Origin of the sequence: Methylobacterium frigidaeris, from assembly GCF_022179185.1 — a bacterium.
Taxonomy (GTDB): Bacteria; Pseudomonadota; Alphaproteobacteria; order Rhizobiales; family Beijerinckiaceae; genus Methylobacterium; species Methylobacterium frigidaeris.
Genome location: NZ_BPQJ01000002.1, coordinates 326,160 through 344,892 on the forward strand (window position 1 = coordinate 326,160; position 18,733 = coordinate 344,892).

An 18,733-nucleotide genomic window follows, 5' to 3' on the forward strand; every position below is an offset into this window, starting at 1 on the left:
GCCCCGCGCGATCGGCACAGAAGGATCGACGGCGTGGAAACCTATACTGACGTCCTCTCCGGTAAGTGCCCCTTCGGCGGCGACCGCGTCGGCGGCGCCTTCACCACGCCGCCCACCCTGGAGGAATGGTATCCCGACCGTCTGCGCGTCGAGATGCTGCACCAGAACGGGCCGCAGGCGAACCCGCTCGGGCCCGACTTCGATTACCGGGCGGCCTTCGCATCGCTCGACTACGAGCAGCTGAAACGCGACATCAAGCAGTTCCTGACCAGCTCGGTCGCGTGGTGGCCGTCGGATTACGGCAATTACGGCCCGCAGATGATCCGCATGGCCTGGCACTCGGCCGGCACCTACCGCATCGCCGACGGGCGCGGCGGCGCCGGCCAGGGACTGCAGCGCTTCGCGCCGATCAGCAGCTGGTGGGACAACGGCAACACCGACAAGTCCCGCCGCCTGCTCTGGCCGATCAAGCGGAAATACGGCAGCGCCCTGTCCTGGGCCGACCTGATGGTGCTGACCGGCACCTGCGCCCTCGAGATCATGAACTTCCCGACCTACGGCTTCGCCGGCGGCCGCGAGGATGCCTGGGAGGCCGACAACGCCACTTACTGGGGCCCGGAGCTGTGGGACCCGACCAACGTCAAGTCGTTCGACGACATGGTCAACCGCGACAAGCGCTGGCGGGGCCAGAACGGCGATCCCGATTACGACCTCGAGCAGCCGCTCGCCGCGTCGCACCAGGCCCTGATCTACGTCAACCCGGAGGGGCCCTACGCCAACGGCGATCCGATGGGCTCGGCCCGCGACATCCGGGTCACCTTCACCCGCATGGCGATGAACGACGAGGAGACCGTGGCGCTGATCGCCGGCGGCCACGCCTTCGGCAAGAGCCACGGCATGGTCAAGGCCGACCGCATCGGCCCGCCGCCGGACATCGCGCCGATCGAGGCGATGGGCCTCGGCTGGCACAACCCTGTCGGGACGGGAGCCGCCGAGAACACGATGACCAACGGCATCGAGGGCTCGTGGACGCCCGATCCGACGACCTGGGACAACACCTACCTCGAGAACCTGTTCAAGTTCGAATGGAAGCAGGTGCGCAGCCCCGCCGGTGCCCTGCAATGGACGCCGATCGACCCGGACGCGCCGCGCACGCCCGACGCCCACATCCCGGGCAAGAGCCATCCGCTGATGATGATGACCAGCGACATCGCGCTCAAGACCGACCCGGTCTACCGCGCGATCTGCGAGAAGTTCCTGTCCGACTTCGACTACTTCACGCTGCAATTCTCCAAGGCGTGGTACAAGCTCACCCACCGCGACATGGGCCCGAAGGAGCGCTACGTCGGGCCGGAGGCCAAGATCGAGGACGATCTCATCTGGCAGGACCCGATCCCGCCGGTCGACCACCCGCTCGTCGACGAATCCGACATCGCCGCCCTGAAGGCGGAGATCTTGGGGAGCGGCCTGTCGGTCTCCGATCTGGCCTTCACGGCGTTCTCGTCGGTCGCCACCTACCGCAACAGCGACAAGCGCGGCGGCGCCAACGGCGCCCGTCTGGCCCTGGCGCCGCAATCCGGCTGGACCGTGAACCGGCGCACCGTGCCGGTGATCGGGCGCTTACGCGGCATCATGGCGGGCTTCAACGGCCGGGCGGCCGGGGGGAAGAAGGTCTCGCTCGCCGACTTGATCGTGCTCGGCGGCTGCGCCGCGGTCGAGCAGGCGGCGAAGGCGGCCGGCGCCGCCACGCCGGTGCCGTTCATCCCGGGCCGGATGGACACGACCGACGCGCTGACCGACGCCGAGAGCTTCGAGTGGCTGAAGCCCGTGGTGGACGGGTTCCGTAACTACATCGATCCGTCCTTCGGCGAGATCACGCGAGGCCGCGTCGCCCCCGAGCAGGTCTTCCTCGACAAGGCCAACCTCCTGGCGCTCACCGCCCCCGAATGGGTGGTGCTGACCGGGGGCCTGCGGGCGCTCAACCTGAACCACGACGGCGCGCGCCACGGCATCTTCACCGACCGCGTCGGCGTGCTGACCAACGACTTCTTCACCGTGCTGACCAGCATGGACTACGCGTGGAAGAAGGCGGACGAGGCCGGCCTGACCTTCACGCTCGAGGATCGGCAGAGCGGCGAGACCACGTTCACGGCGACGCGCTGCGACCTCGTCTTCGGCTCGAACCAGCAGCTCCGGGCCATTGTCGAGATCTATGCCGGCCGCGACGGGCAGGAGCGGTTCGTGCGCGACTTCGTCAAGGTCTGGCACAAGCTGATGATGCTCGACCGTTACGACGTGAAGCGTAACGAGGCGGGGATGACGACGGCGGCGTGAGCGGGTCGCCGTCCGTATGACGTAAATCCCCTCTCCCAGGCGGGAGAGGGGATCCCGCGACTGTCGTTCGACGGGACAGTGTCCGACGAGTACCGATACAGATCATCTCAGGGCGCCCTCATCTTCGGAATCGCGCTCCGCAATCGCGAACAGCCCCGGTTCGACAGCGGCCAGGCCCGCTCGTCCCAGTCCCGCCGGATCCGGTGGCAGCCCGCCGGCAGGGCCTCGGCCGAGGGGCCGACGGGGCCCCACGGAGTGACCACAGGCAGGCCGCCCGCCCAGCCGTCCTGAACGGGCCCGGCCGGGCAGCCGAAATGCGCTCCGGCCCGGGCCACCGCATCCGCCATCGCCGCCGCATCCGCCGCGCGCACCGGCTCCGCCGCCGCCTCGACCGAGGCGATCAGGCCGCCGACGCGCGCGACCTGGCTCGCGTCGAGGGGCAGGCTCTCGGACGTCAGGTCGTCGAGGTGGAGGAGCAGGACGATCCGGCCCTCGGGCACCGGATCGGCCGGCGCCAGCGGCACCTCCCGGGGCGGCATCCCTCCCTCGAGGGGGCGGCCCCCTCGTCGAGGCCGGCGGGATCGTGGCGCCCCTCGGTGAAATCCCGGATGTTGTCACGTCGCGCCAGATAGGGCCTGCCCCGCGTGTGCAGGCCCGCGACCCAGCGCCAGGACAGGGTGTTGCTCGCCGGGTCGCCGTCGAGGAGGCGGCGCAGGAAGAATTCCGCGCCGAGTTCCCAGGGCAGGCGCAAGCTGAAGATCCAGATCGAGGCGAACCACATCCGGGCGTGATTGTGCAGCCAGTTCTCCTCGACGAGCTGCGCTGCCCATTCATCGAAGCCGTCGACGCGCCCACGCCTCGGGATGGGTCTCGAGATGACCCTTGAAGTCGGTGCGCCAGAATATCTCGGAGACGAATTTCTCCGCGCCGCTCTCGCCGAAGGCCCGCACGCCCGCGCGGGCGACCTTTTCCTCGGTCAGCAAGCGGCGGCGCAGGTAGGACGACAGGGCCGCGGTCGTCGGCGTCGCCGCTCGGCCGCGATCGGTGTTGCGGGCGGCGGCGTAGTCCGCGCCGGGGCCGGCCAGGAAGGCGGAGAGCGCGTCGAGGCCGATCGCGCGGGTCATGACGGAGGAGGAGGGCATGACCCGAATCTAAGCCTCATTCGCCGCCGTGGTGAGCGGTTCGGCGGTAGACATGATGCGAAAACAGGAGCCTCAGCAACGGTGCGTCACGCCATCTTGCTTAGGCCGCCGGGTCGGTCCGGCAGGGGAGGCGACCGCCTCATCCGGACCATGAGCGGATCGGTCGCGGGGGACCTACGGCTCCCCTGGCAGGGCCGACGCCTCCAGGCGCCGGGCGGTGCGGCCGAACAGGGCTTCCCGCAGCCGCAGGGCATCACCCCGGGCCAGGGTCTCGGCGAGGCGGCGGCGCAGGTCGGCGCAGGCGAGGGGGTGAGCGGGAGGCGGCGGCGCGGCGGTCGGTACGATCGGCGCCGGCCCGGCGAGCGCCCGGTCGAGGAGGGCGCGCAGCCGAGCGACGCCGCCTGCACCGCGGCGGGCCGGCAGCGCCTCGGCGGCGGCCAGGAGGTCGCCGTCCCGGCCGATGCCGAGGCAGGCCTCCTCGCTCCCGCTCGCCGCCATGGCGTCGAGGAGGAGGCGGCCGAGGGCCGCGAGGGTTGCGTCGTCCGCGCCCGCGAAGGCCGCCCGCAGCGCGCCCGCCGCCCCGGCCCGGATGAGATCGAGGCCGTCGCTCTCGCTGCGCCCCTGTCGGTAGGACTCGCGGTAGCGGGCGGCGATGCCGTCGAGCACCCCCGGCCGATGTGCCGCGAAGGCGGCGAGCAGGTCGACGGCCCGGAGCGCCGCCGCCCGGGCGCCGCTCAACGAATCGTCGTCGTCGAGGGTCGAATCCGGCAGGTCGCCCGGGCCGACCACCCCGGTGACGACCCCGGCGGCGCGCAGGCGGTCCGGATCCGGGATCCAGATGTCGCGGGACGGGGTGGCGAGGGCCTGGTCGACGAAGGCGGGCTCCAGGCCGGCGGCGAGGTAGCGGCCGCGCTCCTCGCTCGCATCGACCGGGATCATCTGCCCGAACAACCCGGGCTCGTAGGGGGCGTGGAACCCGAGCCGGCTGTCCGTCACGATCAGTCGCTCTCGCCCGCGCACGAAGGCGAGGGTGCAGGCCGAGACGCAGTAATCCGGCACGTAGGTGGACAGCCCCCGCTCGGCGACGAGCTCGCCGACCGCCACCCCTTCGTCGACGAGGCCGCCGTCGCTGGTCAGGTGCAGCCGCGTCACGCCCGGATTCGCATCGAGCAGGCGGCGCAGGTGCGCGGCGGTGCCGTCGTTGAGGTCGCCCCACAGCCGGACGTCGCGCCCACCGGGGCCGAGGGTGACGCGGGCCGGCGGGCCGTCGGGAGCGGTCTCGAGGACGGCTTCGAGGTTGCGCGACAATCCTCCGAAAGCGGGGGTCAGGGCGCCCGCCACCCCGGCGAGTCCGAGGCACGCCAGCACGACACCGGCCCAAACGCCGGCACAAGCGCCGGTCCATGCCCGGCCCCGCCGCACACTCGCTCCCGCCATTCCGGTCCCCCATGCCTTGCTGGGCTTGGCCCCTTTTGTGCTTGACCCCAGTCAGCCACATCGCCGCGGCGATGCGAAGACGTTGAGGTGCAGGCAAGGATCAGCAAGATCCAGGCCGAACTTGGGCCGGAGGATGGTTCGTTTCGCCAATGGGTCTCACGGCGGAAACAGTTCTCGTCGGGGAGGAGACGCGGGAGAAACTTGCGCTCTGGTCCGCGCCACCATGTCGCGGCCGTGGGATTGCCTCAATCCTTCAACGGATCGTGGCCCCAGTTCATGAGGGAGTAGCGCCAGCGCGAGGTTTTCACGTCCTCCTTCGGCCCGCCCTGGGCGAGGTGGCGTTTGACGTAGGCGACGACCTTGCGCATGTCGGCGTAGTCGTCGTCGGTGAGATCCGCCTTCTTGGTATGCTTGATCTCGACGATCCGGCGTCCCTGATGGTGGCCGACCGATTCGCCACCCTTGGGCCCCTCCTTCTTGGCGCCGTCGCTCCAGCCGACCGACTGGCTCTCCTCGGTGTCGAGCCATTTCTCCAGTTCGCCCGGCGCCATGTTCACCGCGTCGCGGAAGGCTGCGTAGATCTCCTCGTGGTCCGCCGCGTCGGCTTCGGTCTTCTTGCTCACGCGTCCTCTCCTTCACGATCGAGTCGCGCATCAACGTCACGGAAGGCTCGGCGTTCGTCGCGTGACGGCGGATCGTCGAGACGGGGACGCTGGCTGGCGCTAGGGTCGGGCGCCCGCCATCCGGATGCGTCCACCATGACCGAGACCGACGAACTGCTCTACGAGATCGATGCCGAGGGCATCGCCCGCATCACCCTCAACCGGCCGCAGGCGCGCAACGCCCTGACCTTCGCGATGTACGAGCGCCTGCACGGCCTCAGTCTGGCGATCGACGCCGATCCGGCGATCCGCGCGGTGGTGATCCAGGGGGCGGGCGGGCGCGCCTTCGCGGCCGGCACCGACATCGCGCAGTTCCGCGGCTTCTCGACGCCCGAGGACGCGCTCGCTTACGAGCGCTTCATGGACCGGGTGCTCGGCGCGCTCGAGCGTTGCGCCAAGCCGACCATCGCGGCGATCGCCGGGGCCTGCACCGGCGGCGGGGCGGCGATCGCCGCGTCGTGCGACCTGCGCATCGCCACACGGGACGCCCGATTCGGCTTCCCGATCGCCCGCACCCTCGGGAATTGTCTGTCGGTCGCCAACCTGCGCCGGCTCTCGGCGCTGGTCGGCGCCGCCCGGGTCAAGGAGATGATCTTCACCGCCCGCTTGGTCGAGGCCGAGGAAGCCTGGGCGATCGGCCTGGTGAGCGAGGTGGTGGAGGATGCGGCCGCGCTCGCGGAACGGGCGACCGACCTCGCCCGGCTGGTCGCTGGCCATGCCCCGCTGACGCTCGCGGCCACCAAGGAGGGCCTGCGCCGGGTGCGTGATGCGGCGCCGTCCGAGGCCGGGGACGACCTGATCCTGCAATGCTACACGAGCGCGGATTTCCGCGAGGGGATGGAGGCCTTCCTGGGCAAGCGCCCGCCGCGATGGACCGGGCGATGAGGGTTGCTCTCTGCGCGTGCCTGGCAGGACTTCTGGCCTCTCAAGGCACCAGAGTTCGGCGACACTTCATGGTGGCATTTGCATTCGCTTGGCCGCGTGAGATGCCCCACGATTAGCTGGCATCTGCAATGGAAGCCCCGAATGCTCGGCTTCCTCAAGGATTGAGGCCGACGGCGCTGGGCGTCGTCGGCGCGGGCCGGGGCGCGGCGCCGGATTCGAGACGCGCCGCTGCGCGGCGCATCGCGCTCAGTGGATCGACTGGTCCTTGCGCTCGTTCTGGGCGAGCGAGGCCTCGTAGCTCTCGGCCTGCGCACGGGTCAGACCGCTAACGAGCATGAGCGTGCCGCGGTAGACCGTGTAGGTGCCGTCCTGGGTGGGCTTGACGCGAATGACCTGGGACATGCGCTGGCTCCCTTGCGCGAATCACGACTGATTTTCTTGGATTTGAACGTGACGTTAACGAATCGGCGGGGTCGCGCAAGAGGGGGAACCGCGAAACCGCCGGCTTCTCGACACGATCTTGACCAAAGTACAGTCAGCCGAGGAAGGGCGCCGCGCCGTCTCCTCGCACCGGACCGGCAACGTGCCGGCCCACTCCGGGATCCGACGTTGCCGGCTTCGGATCTTCGAAAAAATGCCGCAGGGGGAGGTGGGAGGCAGTCGGGCTCAGGATGGCGAGCGGACGCTCGAGACGTGGATCGTCGGCGCGGTCTGGGCGGACGGCGCCAGGATCGGAGCCTTGCCCGGGAGGGTCCACCAGCCGACCGCCGAATGCACCGCCAAGGTGAGGCAGAGGAGGACCAGCATCGAGACCGCATGACGGGCCATGCTTGGCTCCGCCGGGGTCGGCGTGGGCTCGCGCCGCGAGGCTGAAGCGCAATCCAGAGGCTCGGGCTCCAGCGGGAGGAGCGAACCATAATAACCGGCGGGCTGGCCGGCCGGGCGGTGGAAGGGTCCAATGCTGAACATCGGCGTCTCCTGTCGAGGCCCCTGCGACGGAGGGCTATCGGAACCGCCCAAAGTTAACAGCTGCTGAACAAGACGCTAGCCCTGATCACGAAACCGTGAAGGAGGCACTTGTACACCGCCCGTTCAGGATCCCAGCCAGGATGGCGGCGCGACTGCCGCTCCTCAAGGCCGCCCTTCGGAGGGGGCCGCGAACAGCTCCGGATGCCGCAGGCGCAGGGTCTGGGCGAGGCAGAGCGTCTTCATGTCGGCGACCTCGCCCCGATCGGCCATGGCAGCGAGTTCCGCGAGCCGGACCTCCACCACCTCGATGCTCTCGTGCTCCTCCGCCAGGCCGCCGCCGGTACCCTCGCGGTCGGTGGCCCGATAGGGGGCGAGGAAGAGATCCATCCGCTCCGTCGAGAGGCCCGGCAGAGACCAGACCCGGCCGGCGGGCTCGAGCGTCGACAGGCGCAGGCCCACCTCCTCGAAGGCCTCGCGCCGGGCACAGGCCTCCGGGTCGTCCTCCTCGCGCAGGCCCGCGGGCGCCTCCAGCACCGAGGCGGTGCCGTCGACGAAGCAGGGCGGCGTGCGGAACTGCCGCACGAGCAAGGCGACCCGGCGCTCGGGATCGTAGGGCAGCACGGCCACGGCGGGTCCGTGATCCTCCACCTCGCGGCCGATCCGGCTGCCGTCCGGCATCTCCACCTCGGCCACGAGGTAGCGCGCCCAGCCCTCGTAGACCGTGCGCGTGCCCAGGATCCGCGGAGGTGCCATGCTTGCCATGCTGCGCGGCGGGGTCTCGTCTCGGCTCACGCGGTACTCTCCTCGGCATCGTCGGGCCCGGCGCCGCGACGGATCTCGAAGGTCAGGATCCCGCCGTCGCGGAGCATCCGGTCGAGATGGTCGCCGCGCTCGCGCAGCAGGTTGGGGATGTCGATGGCGGCCATCGGGTCGGTGCAGCGCACCGACAGTCCCTCGCCGGGTGCGAGGCCGCGGAGGGCCTTGCGCGTGTGCAGGACCGGCAGAGGGCATTTGAGCCCGCGCAGGTCGAGGTCGTGGTGTCGCATGGTCGCTCGGATACAACTCGCCGTCGACCGGTTGAGCACATCCGGCGCCGACGAGAAAGCCCGGCGCGGGGGCGTCCCGCGCCGGGCTTCCGTCACTGCGGCTGGTTCGGCCGATCAGTAGCCGTAGCCGTAATAGCCGCCATAGGCCGGGTAGCTGTAGCCATAGGACGGATAGCCGTAGCCGTAGCCGTAGCCACCGACCGGGGCGTAGCCGCCGCCGTAATAGCCGCCATAGGCCGGGTAGCCGTAGCCGTAGGACGACGCAGATCCGGCCGCGATGGCGCCGCCGATGATGCCCAGGGCCGCGCCGGCCGCCAGGGCGCCGCCGGCGCCGATGCCGCGGCGATAGCCGTAGCCGCGGTACCCGTAGCCGCGATAGCCGCCGTAATAGCCGCCGCCGCGCCAGCGCACCTGGTCGACGGTCGCGCCCGAGCCGGCGATGGCCGCCGAAGTGGCGGCCGGCAGCGGGGCGGCCTGCGCCCCGACGGTGCCGGCGGTGAGGGCTGCGGCGGCGCCGGCCGCGAGGGCGAGGGTGGTGATGCGCGACATACCAATGTCTCCGATCATGTGAGGACCAAGCCTCGTAGGCCTCAAGAACGGCCAAGGGCCGGCCTCTGTTCCAAGATTCGGAGCGGATTGACGGACCGTCAATCGGTAGCGGCTACGCTTGTGCTGCGCGGGGCGTGCGGTCGCATGCGGCTCGATTGGGCGGTGCGACCTGGATAAGCTTGAGCATGGGCCGGGGCGCTGCACCCTGCCGCTCGTTCGACTGTGGGACGACGCGGGTACCTGCCGGTGCCGGTTCCATGGGCTCCTGCAGAATTCACGTCCCCTGCGTCATCCTGGGTTCCGCTGCGCAGCCCCGGGATGACGTGGAAGGTGTCACCTGACCTGCCATAACCGGAGTGGACGAACCCTCAGAACGCGCAAGCCGCGAAGGCCGGGTCGACCGAGCGGTTCCACGGCCCGTCATAGAGCGCGAGCAGGTCCTCGGCCCGGCTGCGCGAGGCGGCGATGGCCTGGAGCGGGGCGAGGTAGAGCCTCTCGTCGCGGCCTTGCGCGTCGCGGCGGTCCCGCGCCTGCAGGCCCGATTCGGCGAGCGCGAGCGCGTCGCGGGCGAGATCGCGCAGGCGCCTCTTGCCCGCCGGTGCGTCGAGGCCGAGGCGCGGCGCCTCGGCCCGCATCGTCTCCCGCTCCTCCGCCGTCAGGTCGCGCACCAGCTGCCAGGCACCGTCGAGGGCGGCCGGATCGTAGTAGAGCCCGGTCCAGAACGCGGCCTGCGCGGCGATCATGTTGGCGTCGCCGACATCGGCGCCGCGCATCTCGAGGAAGCGCTTCAGGCGTACTTCGGGGAAGGCGGTCGAGGCGTGGTTGGCCCAGTCGGAGACGGTGGCGCGCTCGCCCGGCAGGCCGGCCAGACGCCCCTCCAGCAGGTCGCGGAACGAGGCGCCGCTGACGTCGTGATAGGTCTCGCCGCGCTTGACGAAGTACATCGGCATGTCGAGGAGCCAGTCCGCGTAGGCCTCGTAGCCGAAGCCCTCGTCGAACGCGAAGGGGAGCATGCCGGTGCGGTCGCGATCGGTGTCGCGCCAGATCTCGGAGCGCCGGGACAGGAAGCCGTTCGGCTTGCCGTCGGTGAAGGGCGAGTTGGCGAACAGCGCCGTCGCCACCGGCTGGAGCGCCAGGCCGACCCGCATCTTCGTCACCATGTCGGCCTCGGACGAGAAGTCGAGGTTCACCTGCACGGTGGCGGTGCGCAGCATCATGTCGAGGCCGAGCGAGCCGACCTTGGGCATGTAGCCCTTCATGATGCGGTAGCGGCTCTTCGGCATCACGGGCGTCTCTTCCCGCGTCCATTTCGGGCTCATGCCGAGGGTGAGGAAGCCGATGCCGAGGGGATCGGCGGCCTGGCGCACCGCGTCGAGGTGCTGGCTCAGCTCGTGGGCGGTGGCGTGGACGTCGGGCAGCGGCGCGCCCGAGAGCTCGAACTGGCCACCCGGCTCGAGCGAGATCGCCCCGCCGCCCTCGACCGCGGCGAGACCGATCACCCGACCCGCATCCTCGATCGTCTCCCAGCCGGTCAGCGCCCGCAGGCCCTCCAGCAGGGCGCCGATTCCGCGCTCGCCGTCATAGGGCACCGGCGAGAGGTCGGCGCGGTAGAACGGGACCTTCTCGTGCTCGGTGCCGATGGCGAAGGCGTCGTGCGGCTTCTCGCCGGCTGCGAACCACTCGATCAGCTCGGACCGCGCGCTGAGCGGGGTCGCGTCGGACACGTCGCGCGCCATGCGCCACCTCGTGCTTGAAGAACGAAAAACGATGACTCCCGGCGGGCCGGCGACCCACCGTCAAGGTTGCGCCTAAATAGGCCGCGGACGACCGAGCCGCAACGCGGCCGTCCCAGACCCCGGGGATCCATGTCCGCGGATCATGGTTCCCGGCGGAGGCCGACCCCGTCAACCAACCGTTCACCACATCGACCGGATCCGGCGCAACTCCCCTTTGACATGGAACAAAACAAGAACAAACATTAGCCCGTCGAAAGGGGACAGACCATGAACATACGCCAGCTCCTCCTCGGTGTCACGGAGATCGCCTCGATGGGCCTGCTCACCGGCGCGATCGCCCTGTGGGCGGTGGCGCTCTCGCCGATGCATTGATGCCCTCGCGCCGTGGCCCATGGGCCACGGCCCGGGCCGCTCGGCCCGAATCCGGTGGATTTCGTCGGCGTGTTGCGCCCCGGGCCGTGACTCTCCGGGCTTGGCCGGGAATCCTGTCGCGCTCAGTCGGAGCGCGTCGCCTTGCAGATCCTGAAGCCCGTCGGCTACGTCCACCTGCACGTCCACTCGTCCTACTCGCTGCTCGAGGGCGCGCTGAAGATCGGCGACCTCGTGAAGGCCGCGGGCGCCGACCGGCAGCCGGCCCTCGCGCTCACCGATACCAACAACCTGTTCGGCGCACTCGAATTCTCCGAGAAGGCGGCCGGCTCCGGCATCCAGCCGATCGCCGGGATGCAGCTGAGCGTCGCCTTCGAAGCCCCGGAGGCCGGGGCCAAGCTCAACGCGACGCACCCTCACATCGTGCTCTTGGCCAAGGACGAGACCGGCTACGGCCACCTGCTGCGCCTGGCGAGCCGGGCCTATTTCGACAACGCTCTCGGCGAGGTCCCGCGGGTCTCGGCCGCTGCGCTCGCCGAGTGCTCCGCCGGGCTGATCGCGCTCACCGGCGGCATGGGCGGCCCGGTCGACGTGGCCTTGCGCGCCGGTCGGGCCGAGCTGGCGCTCGCCCGTCTCGAATCCCTCAAGGCGGCCTTCGGCGAGGATCGTCTCTACGTCGAGGTGCAGCGCCACGGCCTGCCCGACGAGCGCGCGGTCGAGGGCGAACTGATCCGCCTCGCCGACCGGCACGGCCTCTCGCTGGTGGCGACGAACGAGCCCTACTTCGCCAAGCCCGAGGATTACGAGGCGCACGACGCGCTGCTCGCCGTGGCGGAGGGCCGCCTCGTCTCCGACGACAAGCGCCGACGCCTGACTCCACGCCACGCCTTCAAGACCCGGGCCGAGATGGCCGAGCTGTTTCGCGATCTGCCCGACGCGCTCCAGGCCACCGTCGAGATCGCGCTGCGCTGCTCCTACCGGGCGCGCACCCGCAAGCCGATCCTGCCGAGCTTCGGCGCGCCGAGCCTCACGACCCCGGCGCAAGGGACGCCGGAAGGCGCCGCCGTGCAGGCGCTCGCCGCCACTGCCACGACCGCGGTGGCGAAGGAGATCGCCCCCCACGAGGCGGCCGAGCTCCGCCGCCAGGCGGAGGAGGGGCTGACCGAGCGCCTGCGCCAGCACGGTCCGGCCGAGGGGCTGACCGAGAAGGATTACCGCGACCGGCTCGAATACGAGATCGGCGTCATCACCAAGATGAAGTTTCCGGGCTACTTCCTGATCGTCTCGGACTTCATCAAGTGGGCCAAGGAGCACGACATCCCGGTCGGGCCGGGCCGCGGCTCGGGTGCCGGCTCGCTGGTCGCGTGGTCGCTCCTCATCACCGACCTCGACCCGATCCGCTTCGGCCTGCTGTTCGAGCGCTTCCTCAACCCCGAGCGCGTCTCGATGCCGGATTTCGACATCGATTTCTGCGTCGAGGGCCGCGAGCGGGTGATCCGCTACGTGCAGGAGCGCTACGGCGAGACCCAGGTCGGGCAGATCATCACCTTCGGTACCCTGCTCGCCCGCGGCGTGCTGCGCGACGTCGGCCGGGTGCTGGAGATGCCCTACGGCCAGGTCGACAAGCTGACGAAGCTGGTGCCGCAGAACCCGGCAAACCCCGTGACGCTCGCGCAAGCCATCGAGGGCGAGCCGAAGCTCCAGAGCGCGATCGAGGAGGAACCGGTCGTCGCGCGCCTGATGAGCATCGCCCGGAAGCTCGAGGGCCTGCACCGCCACGCCTCGACCCACGCCGCCGGCGTGGTGATCGGCGACCGGCCGCTGGAAGAGCTGGTGCCGCTCTACCGCGATCCGAAGACCGGGATGCGGGTGACCCAGTTCAACATGAAGTGGGTCGAGCAGGCGGGCCTGGTGAAGTTCGACTTCCTCGGCCTCAAGACCCTGACGGTGCTCCGCGCCGCCACCGACCTCCTGGAGCAGCGCGGCATCCACGTCGACCTGCCCTCGCTGCCGATCGACGACACACTCACCTACGAGCGCCTGCGCAAGGGCGAGACGGTGGGCGTGTTCCAGGTGGAATCGGCCGGCATGCGCAAGGCGCTGGTCGAGATGTGCGCCGACCGGTTCGAGGACATTATCGCGCTGGTGGCGCTCTACCGCCCGGGCCCGATGGCGAACATCCCGGTCTATTGCGAGCGCAAGCTCGGCCGCGACGCCGGCAACGAGAAGAACTGGTACCCGCACGAGAAGCTGGAGCCGATCCTCGCCGAGACCTTCGGCATCATCGTCTACCAGGAACAGGTGATGGAGGTGGCCAAGGTCCTCGCCGGCTACTCGCTCGGCGACGCCGACCTGCTGCGCCGCGCGATGGGCAAGAAGATCAAGGCGGAGATGGACGCCCAGCGCGACCGCTTCGTGAAGGGCGCGGTCGAGCGCGGCCTCGACAAGGCCAAGGCCAACGAGATCTTCGACCTCTTGGCCAAGTTCGCCGATTACGGCTTCAACAAGTCGCACGCGGCGGCCTACGCGCTGATCACCTACCAGACCGCGTATCTCAAGGCGAATTACCCGGTCGAGTTCATGGCCGCCTCGATGTCGCTCGACATCGACAACACCGACAAGCTCGCCGAATTGCGCCAGGACGCGCAGCGCCTCGGCATCAAGGTCGAGCCGCCGAACGTGAACCGCTCCGGCGTCACCTTCGAGGTGCATGACGGCGCGATCCGCTACGCGCTCGCCGCCATCAAGGGCGTCGGCCGCTCGGCCGTCGAGGCGATCGTCCAAGCCCGCGGGGAGAAGCCGTTCCGCGATCTCGGCGACTTCGCCCGGCGCCTCAACCCGAAGCTCGTCAACAAGCGCACCCTGGAGAGCCTGGTGGCGGCCGGCGCCCTCGACGCGATCGAGCCCGACCGGGCCAAGGCCTTCGCCGCCGTGGAGCCGATGATGCGGCTCGCGCAAGGCGCGGCCGAGGCCGAGACCGTCGGCATGATGGACATGTTCGGCGGCGTCGTCGCCGCCGAGGTGAATCTGCGCATCCCGGCTTACGAGAATTGGCCGATGGCCGACCGGCTCAAGCGCGAATACGACGCGGTCGGCTTCTTCCTCTCCGGCCACCCGCTCGACGAGTACGGCGACCTCCTGCAAAAACTCCGGGTCCAGACCTGGGCCGAGTTCTGCCGCTCGGTCCGCGCCGGCACCTCGACGGTCGGTCGCGTCGCGGCGAGTGTGCTCGACCGCGCCGAGCGCCGCACCAAGACCGGCAACAAGCTCGGCATCGTCACCCTCTCCGACCAGACAGGCCACTTCGAGGCGATCATCTTCTCGGAGGGGCTCTCGCATTACCGCGACATGCTGGAACCCGGCGCCGCCCTGGTGCTCCAGCTCCAGGCCAGCACCGAGGGCGAGGACGTCCGCGCCCGCATCCAGACCTGCGAACCCCTCGACCAGGCCGCCTCCCGCCACCAGAAGGGCATGCGGATCTACCTGCGCGACGAGCGCCCGATTTCGAGCGTGCAGCAGCGGTTGCAGGTGAGGGGGGAGGGGGAGGTGTCGCTGATCCTGATCCTCGACGGCGGGGAGCGGGAGGTGGAGGTGAAGCTGGGGGGGAAGTATCAGGCGACGCCGCAGATTGCGGGGGCGTTGCGGGCAGTGCCGGGGGTGGTGCAGGTGGAGGTGAGTTGAGGAGATCTCCTGAGCTTTCGCTCACGACGGGACTGCACACCCAGGAGGTCAGGCGCGTGTCATCGGCATGGAGCGGCGAACGCTACCCCGCGCGTGCCCTACCGGACGTGGATACGAGGCGTGCCCCACGGGCCATCGCGGCGCCGCAACAGGGGCGAGCACCACGCTGACCTCACCGATGGTTCAGGCAGCTTCGTTGAGATGTATGCAACCACAACGTCGCGTTCCTCGCGACCTGTCGTCCAGCCTGAAAGCCGATGAGCAGACACATCTCCGACCGATAGCCTGCCTGTCCGGCCCCGGTGAATGATCGTCGTGCGACGCTCAATCAACTCACTCACCAAAGCATTGGCGCTTCCGAAGGCGACGCCTCGTTGCCCCAGCGTAAGTAAAGCATACTATCGTCAACGGAGGGTGGGCGTGTTGGCCACCCGCGATGGGCTGGATACGGCATCGTGGTTGACGTCCTATATCGTTTTCTACTGTAAGCGATATCGTTGCGTTGCGAACCAAACCTCTCCAATGGCATAAGTCTTTACGGTTTTTTCGTCGTATGAGCGACGTCATTACTTGTCGTGTAATGTGTTTTTTACAATCTAACAGATTTGCGAGGGGCTTGTGCCCCATTGAAGGCGGCTGCTAATACCGCTATGCACTACGTCAACCTCTCGATAGAACGTATGTGAGCTGAAGCAGCAATCGACAAAAGCGAATCGTCAGCTGTGCGTAAATTCAGATAATCGATTAATCAACCGAGGTCGATATGTTAAGCCGGATCAGAACAAGTATCAAGTCATACGCCTCGTCCCTTTCGTCGAATAAATCGACAAATAGCAGGTATAGACTCATTCGTTCTGAGTTTGACGAGAAATTTTATAGAGAAAATATTCCTTCGCTGTCAAGCGATGTCGATGCCGTTCAGCATTTCATAACTGAAGGCTGGCGTATGGGGTTGGATCCATCTCCGAATTTCTCGACATCATTCTATTTAATTGAAAATGAAGATGTCATGAATGCAGGATTTAATCCGTTTCTTCACTACCTTACACACGGTAGATCAGAGGGCCGGCTTCCCAAGCCGAGCAATCATGCCGCACTCTATGCGAAGAACGATTACGATTTTATAGGCCAGTATTTTGACATCGGTTTATATCTTGACCAACTTGATAAGCATCAAGACAAGGTGGATCCGATCGATCATTACTTGAGAGAAGGCTGGCGGAAAGGTCTCGACCCATCGCCAAATTTCAACACTAAGTTCTACTTAGATAATAATCGAGATGTTAGAACTTTAGGTATAAACCCATTTGTTCATTACATAAAGTTTGGACGCTTGGAAGGCCGCAAGGGGCATAAAAACGATCAGAGTATCAATTTTTTCACCTTAAATGACGAATATATAGCCGTCGCAAAAAATTTCGACAAAGATCATTACTTAAAACAATGCAAAAATATTGATGAGAGGCAGATCGATCCCGTTGCGCATTTCTGCGCTTCTGGATGGAAGAAAGGCTATGATCCGACCCGAGACTTTTCAACGGAGTTTTATCTTGCGACGAACGACGATGTCCGGTTGAGCGGAAAAAATCCCTACTACCATTATATTTCCGCCGGCCTTGATGAAGGCCGAATGCCTAAACTTCCGGCGGAGCTAGCGAGCTGGAGTACTAATAATTGGTTAAATAGTACTGAGGTCATGTCATATATAGCGCCATATTTTGATATTGATTACTATAAAAATGCATATAGAGATATGAGGGACAATGAAAATGACTGCCTCTTGCATTACTGCATTCATGGGTGGAAAGAAGGTCGTCGCCCCAACGCATGGTTCGACACGGATTATTACATAAGAATCTATTCTGGCCAGCTCCACGATAAAATAAATCCTCTGCTGCATTACGTCTTGTGGGGGAAGTCACAAAATTTTGCGACCTTCGAAACGAAAGTCAAGACACCGGCAAAAAGATCGAAATACGCTACGACTGTGAAAGAGACCGACCTGACTGCCGTCGTTCGGTTCCGCCAAGAACCTGGCGTTCGTCGACTTCATGAGAAATCTTCTTTGAAAAATCGACCGACTGACGATATTTGCATTAACTGGATTATACCGGACTTCCTCGCTGGAGGGGGAGGGCATATGACTATCTTTAGAATGGTAAGATGGTTGGAATTTTTCGGCTATGAATGTAAGATATTTGTAAAAGATGCGGGGTCGGATCGTAGTATGGAAGAGCGAGAGAGAATTTTGCTTCAATATTATCAAGTTTGTAGAGCCAAATTGCATTTCTTGACGGAAAATAAGATTTTCTCGCCTTCAGATGTACTTATCGCCACGAGTTGGGATACAGCTTATGTGGTTGACGCGGCACAAAATTCCGCTGGAAAATTTTATTTTGTCCAAGATTACGAGCCAATGTTTTATGCCCGTGGTTCCAAATCCATTTTAGCCGAAAATACCTATAAGCTTGACCTAGCTTGTATTTGCGCTAGTCCGTGGCTTGAGAATATTATGGTCAATCGGTATGGGCGCTGGGCCCGATCGTTCATGCTTAGTGCGGATGAGAATTATGTGCAGCAGGACATCGGTGCAAAGAGTGGCAAAATAAAAATCGCGTTCTATGCTCGCGAGCATACGACGCGGCGAGCCGTTGAGATTGGCTTGATGGCACTTGATGAGCTTGCAAAGAAGACAGATAATTTCCACGTCGAGTTTTTCGGCACGGATAAGGCTTTCAATTTAACCAGCTACTCGGCAAATAATAACGGAATTCTCCCTCCCGAAAAACTCTCAAGATTGTATAATGAATGCGATATCGGTGTTTGTTTTTCAGCAACGAATTATTCTCTGGTGCCGCAAGAAATGATGATGTGCAAACTTCCAGTTGTCGAAATTGATCTGGAAAGTACCCATGCTATATTCCCCGAAGGAGTTGTCGCACTTGCCGAGCCAAATCCCATAAGTATTGCTTCTAAGATACATGAACTCGTCGAGAGTAAGGACATGAGGCATTTGACGGCTGAGAACGGGTATCGATGGGCTTCTCAGTTTTCGTGGCAGCAATCCGCTCGCGATGTCGAAAGTGCGATCCTCGAACGCCTCGGTATCAGCAAGGCTCATGAACTTCAAAATAAACCGAATCACAAAGATGAGGTATATGTATCGGTCATCATGCCTTCCTATAATGGGGGTGAAATGACACGAAGAGTAATCGATAAATTGGTCGCTCAGAAGGCGCCGTGGAAATTCGAGATAATCGTCGTTGACAGCTCTTCGAGTGATGGCACATGGGATTACTTGACCAATCTTGGTGAAAAAGTTCGGGCCGTGTCGATTAAAAAGAGTGAATTCCAGCATGGTAGGACCAGAAATCTTGCAGTTTCGATGGCGAGGGGCAAATACGTCGTGGTATTGACCCAGGATGCCTTGCCAGTCGACGACTATCTTTTGTATAACTTCGCTGTAGTCATGGACCGATTCCCTAACGCGGCCGGAGCGTTCGGGCGGCATTTTCCTTGGCCTGATGCGTCGGTTTTCACCAAGAGAGACATCAATAATCATTTCGACGTTATGAAAAACGGCCCATTGTCGATCTCGAGATTCTATAATGCGGAATTATATAGGTCTGAAAATCTGGCGCATAGACAATATCTGCATTACTTCAGTGACAACAATGCCTGCCTCAGGAAGTCTGTTTGGGATCGTATCAAGTATCCGGAGATTGATTACGGCGAAGATCAGGCTTGGGCAGATGAGATTATCAAGGCAGGATACCAGAAAATTTATGTAGAAAAAGCACAGGTTTTCCATTCGCATGATTACAACGAGATACAAACCTTCGAGCGCGCAAGGACCGACGCCGAGTTCGTAATTACCCAGGGGGTTTGGCGCGGTGCACGAGCCGGCTGACCTTGCCGAAGCC

The 18,733-nt window shown here is 65.2% G+C and carries 15 protein-coding genes; 4 read left to right on the forward strand and 11 right to left on the reverse strand.

Annotated features, from left to right (window positions below; genetic code table 11):
- Nucleotides 1-33: 33 nt before the first annotated feature.
- The gene (katG, locus tag MFF64_RS03390) at nt 34-2,334 is read left to right on the forward strand and encodes a catalase/peroxidase HPI (RefSeq protein ID WP_099907054.1); all 2,301 of its coding nucleotides are present in this window, start codon (nt 34-36) and stop codon (nt 2,332-2,334) included.
- A gap of 107 nt (nt 2,335-2,441) precedes the next feature.
- On the opposite strand, the gene MFF64_RS03395 is transcribed toward katG, so the two are convergent.
- The 5 genes from MFF64_RS03395 to MFF64_RS03415 form a co-directional block, all read right to left on the reverse strand.
- Nucleotides 2,442-2,873 (reverse strand): hypothetical protein, encoded by a 432-nt coding sequence (locus tag MFF64_RS03395; protein WP_238189580.1) that lies wholly within the window; start codon nt 2,871-2,873, stop codon nt 2,442-2,444.
- Entirely contained in the window at nt 2,789-3,115 is a 327-nt protein-coding gene (locus MFF64_RS03400) for an FAD-binding domain-containing protein (RefSeq protein ID WP_238189582.1), read from the reverse strand. Before MFF64_RS03400 ends, MFF64_RS03395 begins: the two co-directional genes overlap by 85 nt.
- 49 nt (nt 3,116-3,164) lie before the next feature.
- On the reverse strand, nt 3,165-3,476 hold the full coding sequence (locus tag MFF64_RS03405) for a hypothetical protein (RefSeq protein WP_238189584.1): 312 nt from the start codon (nt 3,474-3,476) through the stop codon (nt 3,165-3,167).
- 174 nt (nt 3,477-3,650) lie between these two features.
- Complete coding sequence (locus tag MFF64_RS03410; RefSeq protein ID WP_238189587.1) at nt 3,651-4,817, reverse strand: hypothetical protein; 1,167 nt, start codon at nt 4,815-4,817, stop codon at nt 3,651-3,653.
- Between the two features lie 341 nt (nt 4,818-5,158).
- Nucleotides 5,159-5,536, reverse strand: coding sequence for a DUF3140 domain-containing protein (locus MFF64_RS03415; protein WP_273557137.1), 378 nt, complete (start codon nt 5,534-5,536; stop codon nt 5,159-5,161).
- Between the two features lie 135 nt (nt 5,537-5,671).
- Here MFF64_RS03415 and MFF64_RS03420 point away from each other — a divergent pair, with 135 nt between their 5' ends.
- Nucleotides 5,672-6,460 (forward strand): enoyl-CoA hydratase/isomerase family protein, encoded by a 789-nt coding sequence (locus MFF64_RS03420; RefSeq protein WP_099902169.1) that lies wholly within the window; start codon nt 5,672-5,674, stop codon nt 6,458-6,460.
- 246 nt (nt 6,461-6,706) lie between these two features.
- Here the strand turns inward: MFF64_RS03420 and MFF64_RS03425 are convergent, their stop codons facing one another.
- The 6 genes from MFF64_RS03425 to MFF64_RS03450 all read right to left on the reverse strand — a co-directional run bounded on the left by MFF64_RS03425 (nt 6,707) and on the right by MFF64_RS03450 (nt 10,760).
- Nucleotides 6,707-6,862, reverse strand: a complete 156-nt coding sequence (locus tag MFF64_RS03425; RefSeq protein WP_165795684.1) for a hypothetical protein — start codon at nt 6,860-6,862, stop codon at nt 6,707-6,709.
- A gap of 264 nt (nt 6,863-7,126) precedes the next feature.
- The gene (locus MFF64_RS03430; RefSeq protein WP_238189590.1) at nt 7,127-7,288 is read right to left on the reverse strand and encodes a hypothetical protein; all 162 of its coding nucleotides are present in this window, start codon (nt 7,286-7,288) and stop codon (nt 7,127-7,129) included.
- A 303-nt stretch (nt 7,289-7,591) separates the two neighbouring features.
- Nucleotides 7,592-8,182 carry an NUDIX domain-containing protein gene (locus MFF64_RS03435; protein ID WP_099899891.1) on the reverse strand — a complete coding sequence of 197 codons (591 nt, stop codon included), beginning with the start codon at nt 8,180-8,182 and terminating at the stop codon, nt 7,592-7,594.
- A 35-nt stretch (nt 8,183-8,217) separates the two neighbouring features.
- Nucleotides 8,218-8,475 carry a sulfurtransferase TusA family protein gene (locus tag MFF64_RS03440; RefSeq protein ID WP_099899889.1) on the reverse strand — a complete coding sequence of 86 codons (258 nt, stop codon included), beginning with the start codon at nt 8,473-8,475 and terminating at the stop codon, nt 8,218-8,220.
- A gap of 114 nt (nt 8,476-8,589) precedes the next feature.
- Nucleotides 8,590-9,024 (reverse strand): hypothetical protein, encoded by a 435-nt coding sequence (locus MFF64_RS03445; RefSeq protein WP_099899888.1) that lies wholly within the window; start codon nt 9,022-9,024, stop codon nt 8,590-8,592.
- Nucleotides 9,025-9,392: 368 nt separating this feature from the next.
- Nucleotides 9,393-10,760 carry a glutamate--cysteine ligase gene (locus MFF64_RS03450; RefSeq protein ID WP_099899886.1) on the reverse strand — a complete coding sequence of 456 codons (1,368 nt, stop codon included), beginning with the start codon at nt 10,758-10,760 and terminating at the stop codon, nt 9,393-9,395.
- 513 nt (nt 10,761-11,273) lie between these two features.
- Between MFF64_RS03450 and dnaE the strand changes: the two genes are divergently transcribed.
- Nucleotides 11,274-14,810, forward strand: coding sequence for a DNA polymerase III subunit alpha (gene dnaE / locus MFF64_RS03455; protein ID WP_238189592.1), 3,537 nt, complete (start codon nt 11,274-11,276; stop codon nt 14,808-14,810).
- 763 nt (nt 14,811-15,573) lie between these two features.
- Complete coding sequence (locus MFF64_RS03460; protein WP_238189594.1) at nt 15,574-18,720, forward strand: rhamnosyltransferase WsaF family glycosyltransferase; 3,147 nt, start codon at nt 15,574-15,576, stop codon at nt 18,718-18,720.
- The last annotated feature ends 13 nt before the right edge of the window (nt 18,721-18,733 follow it).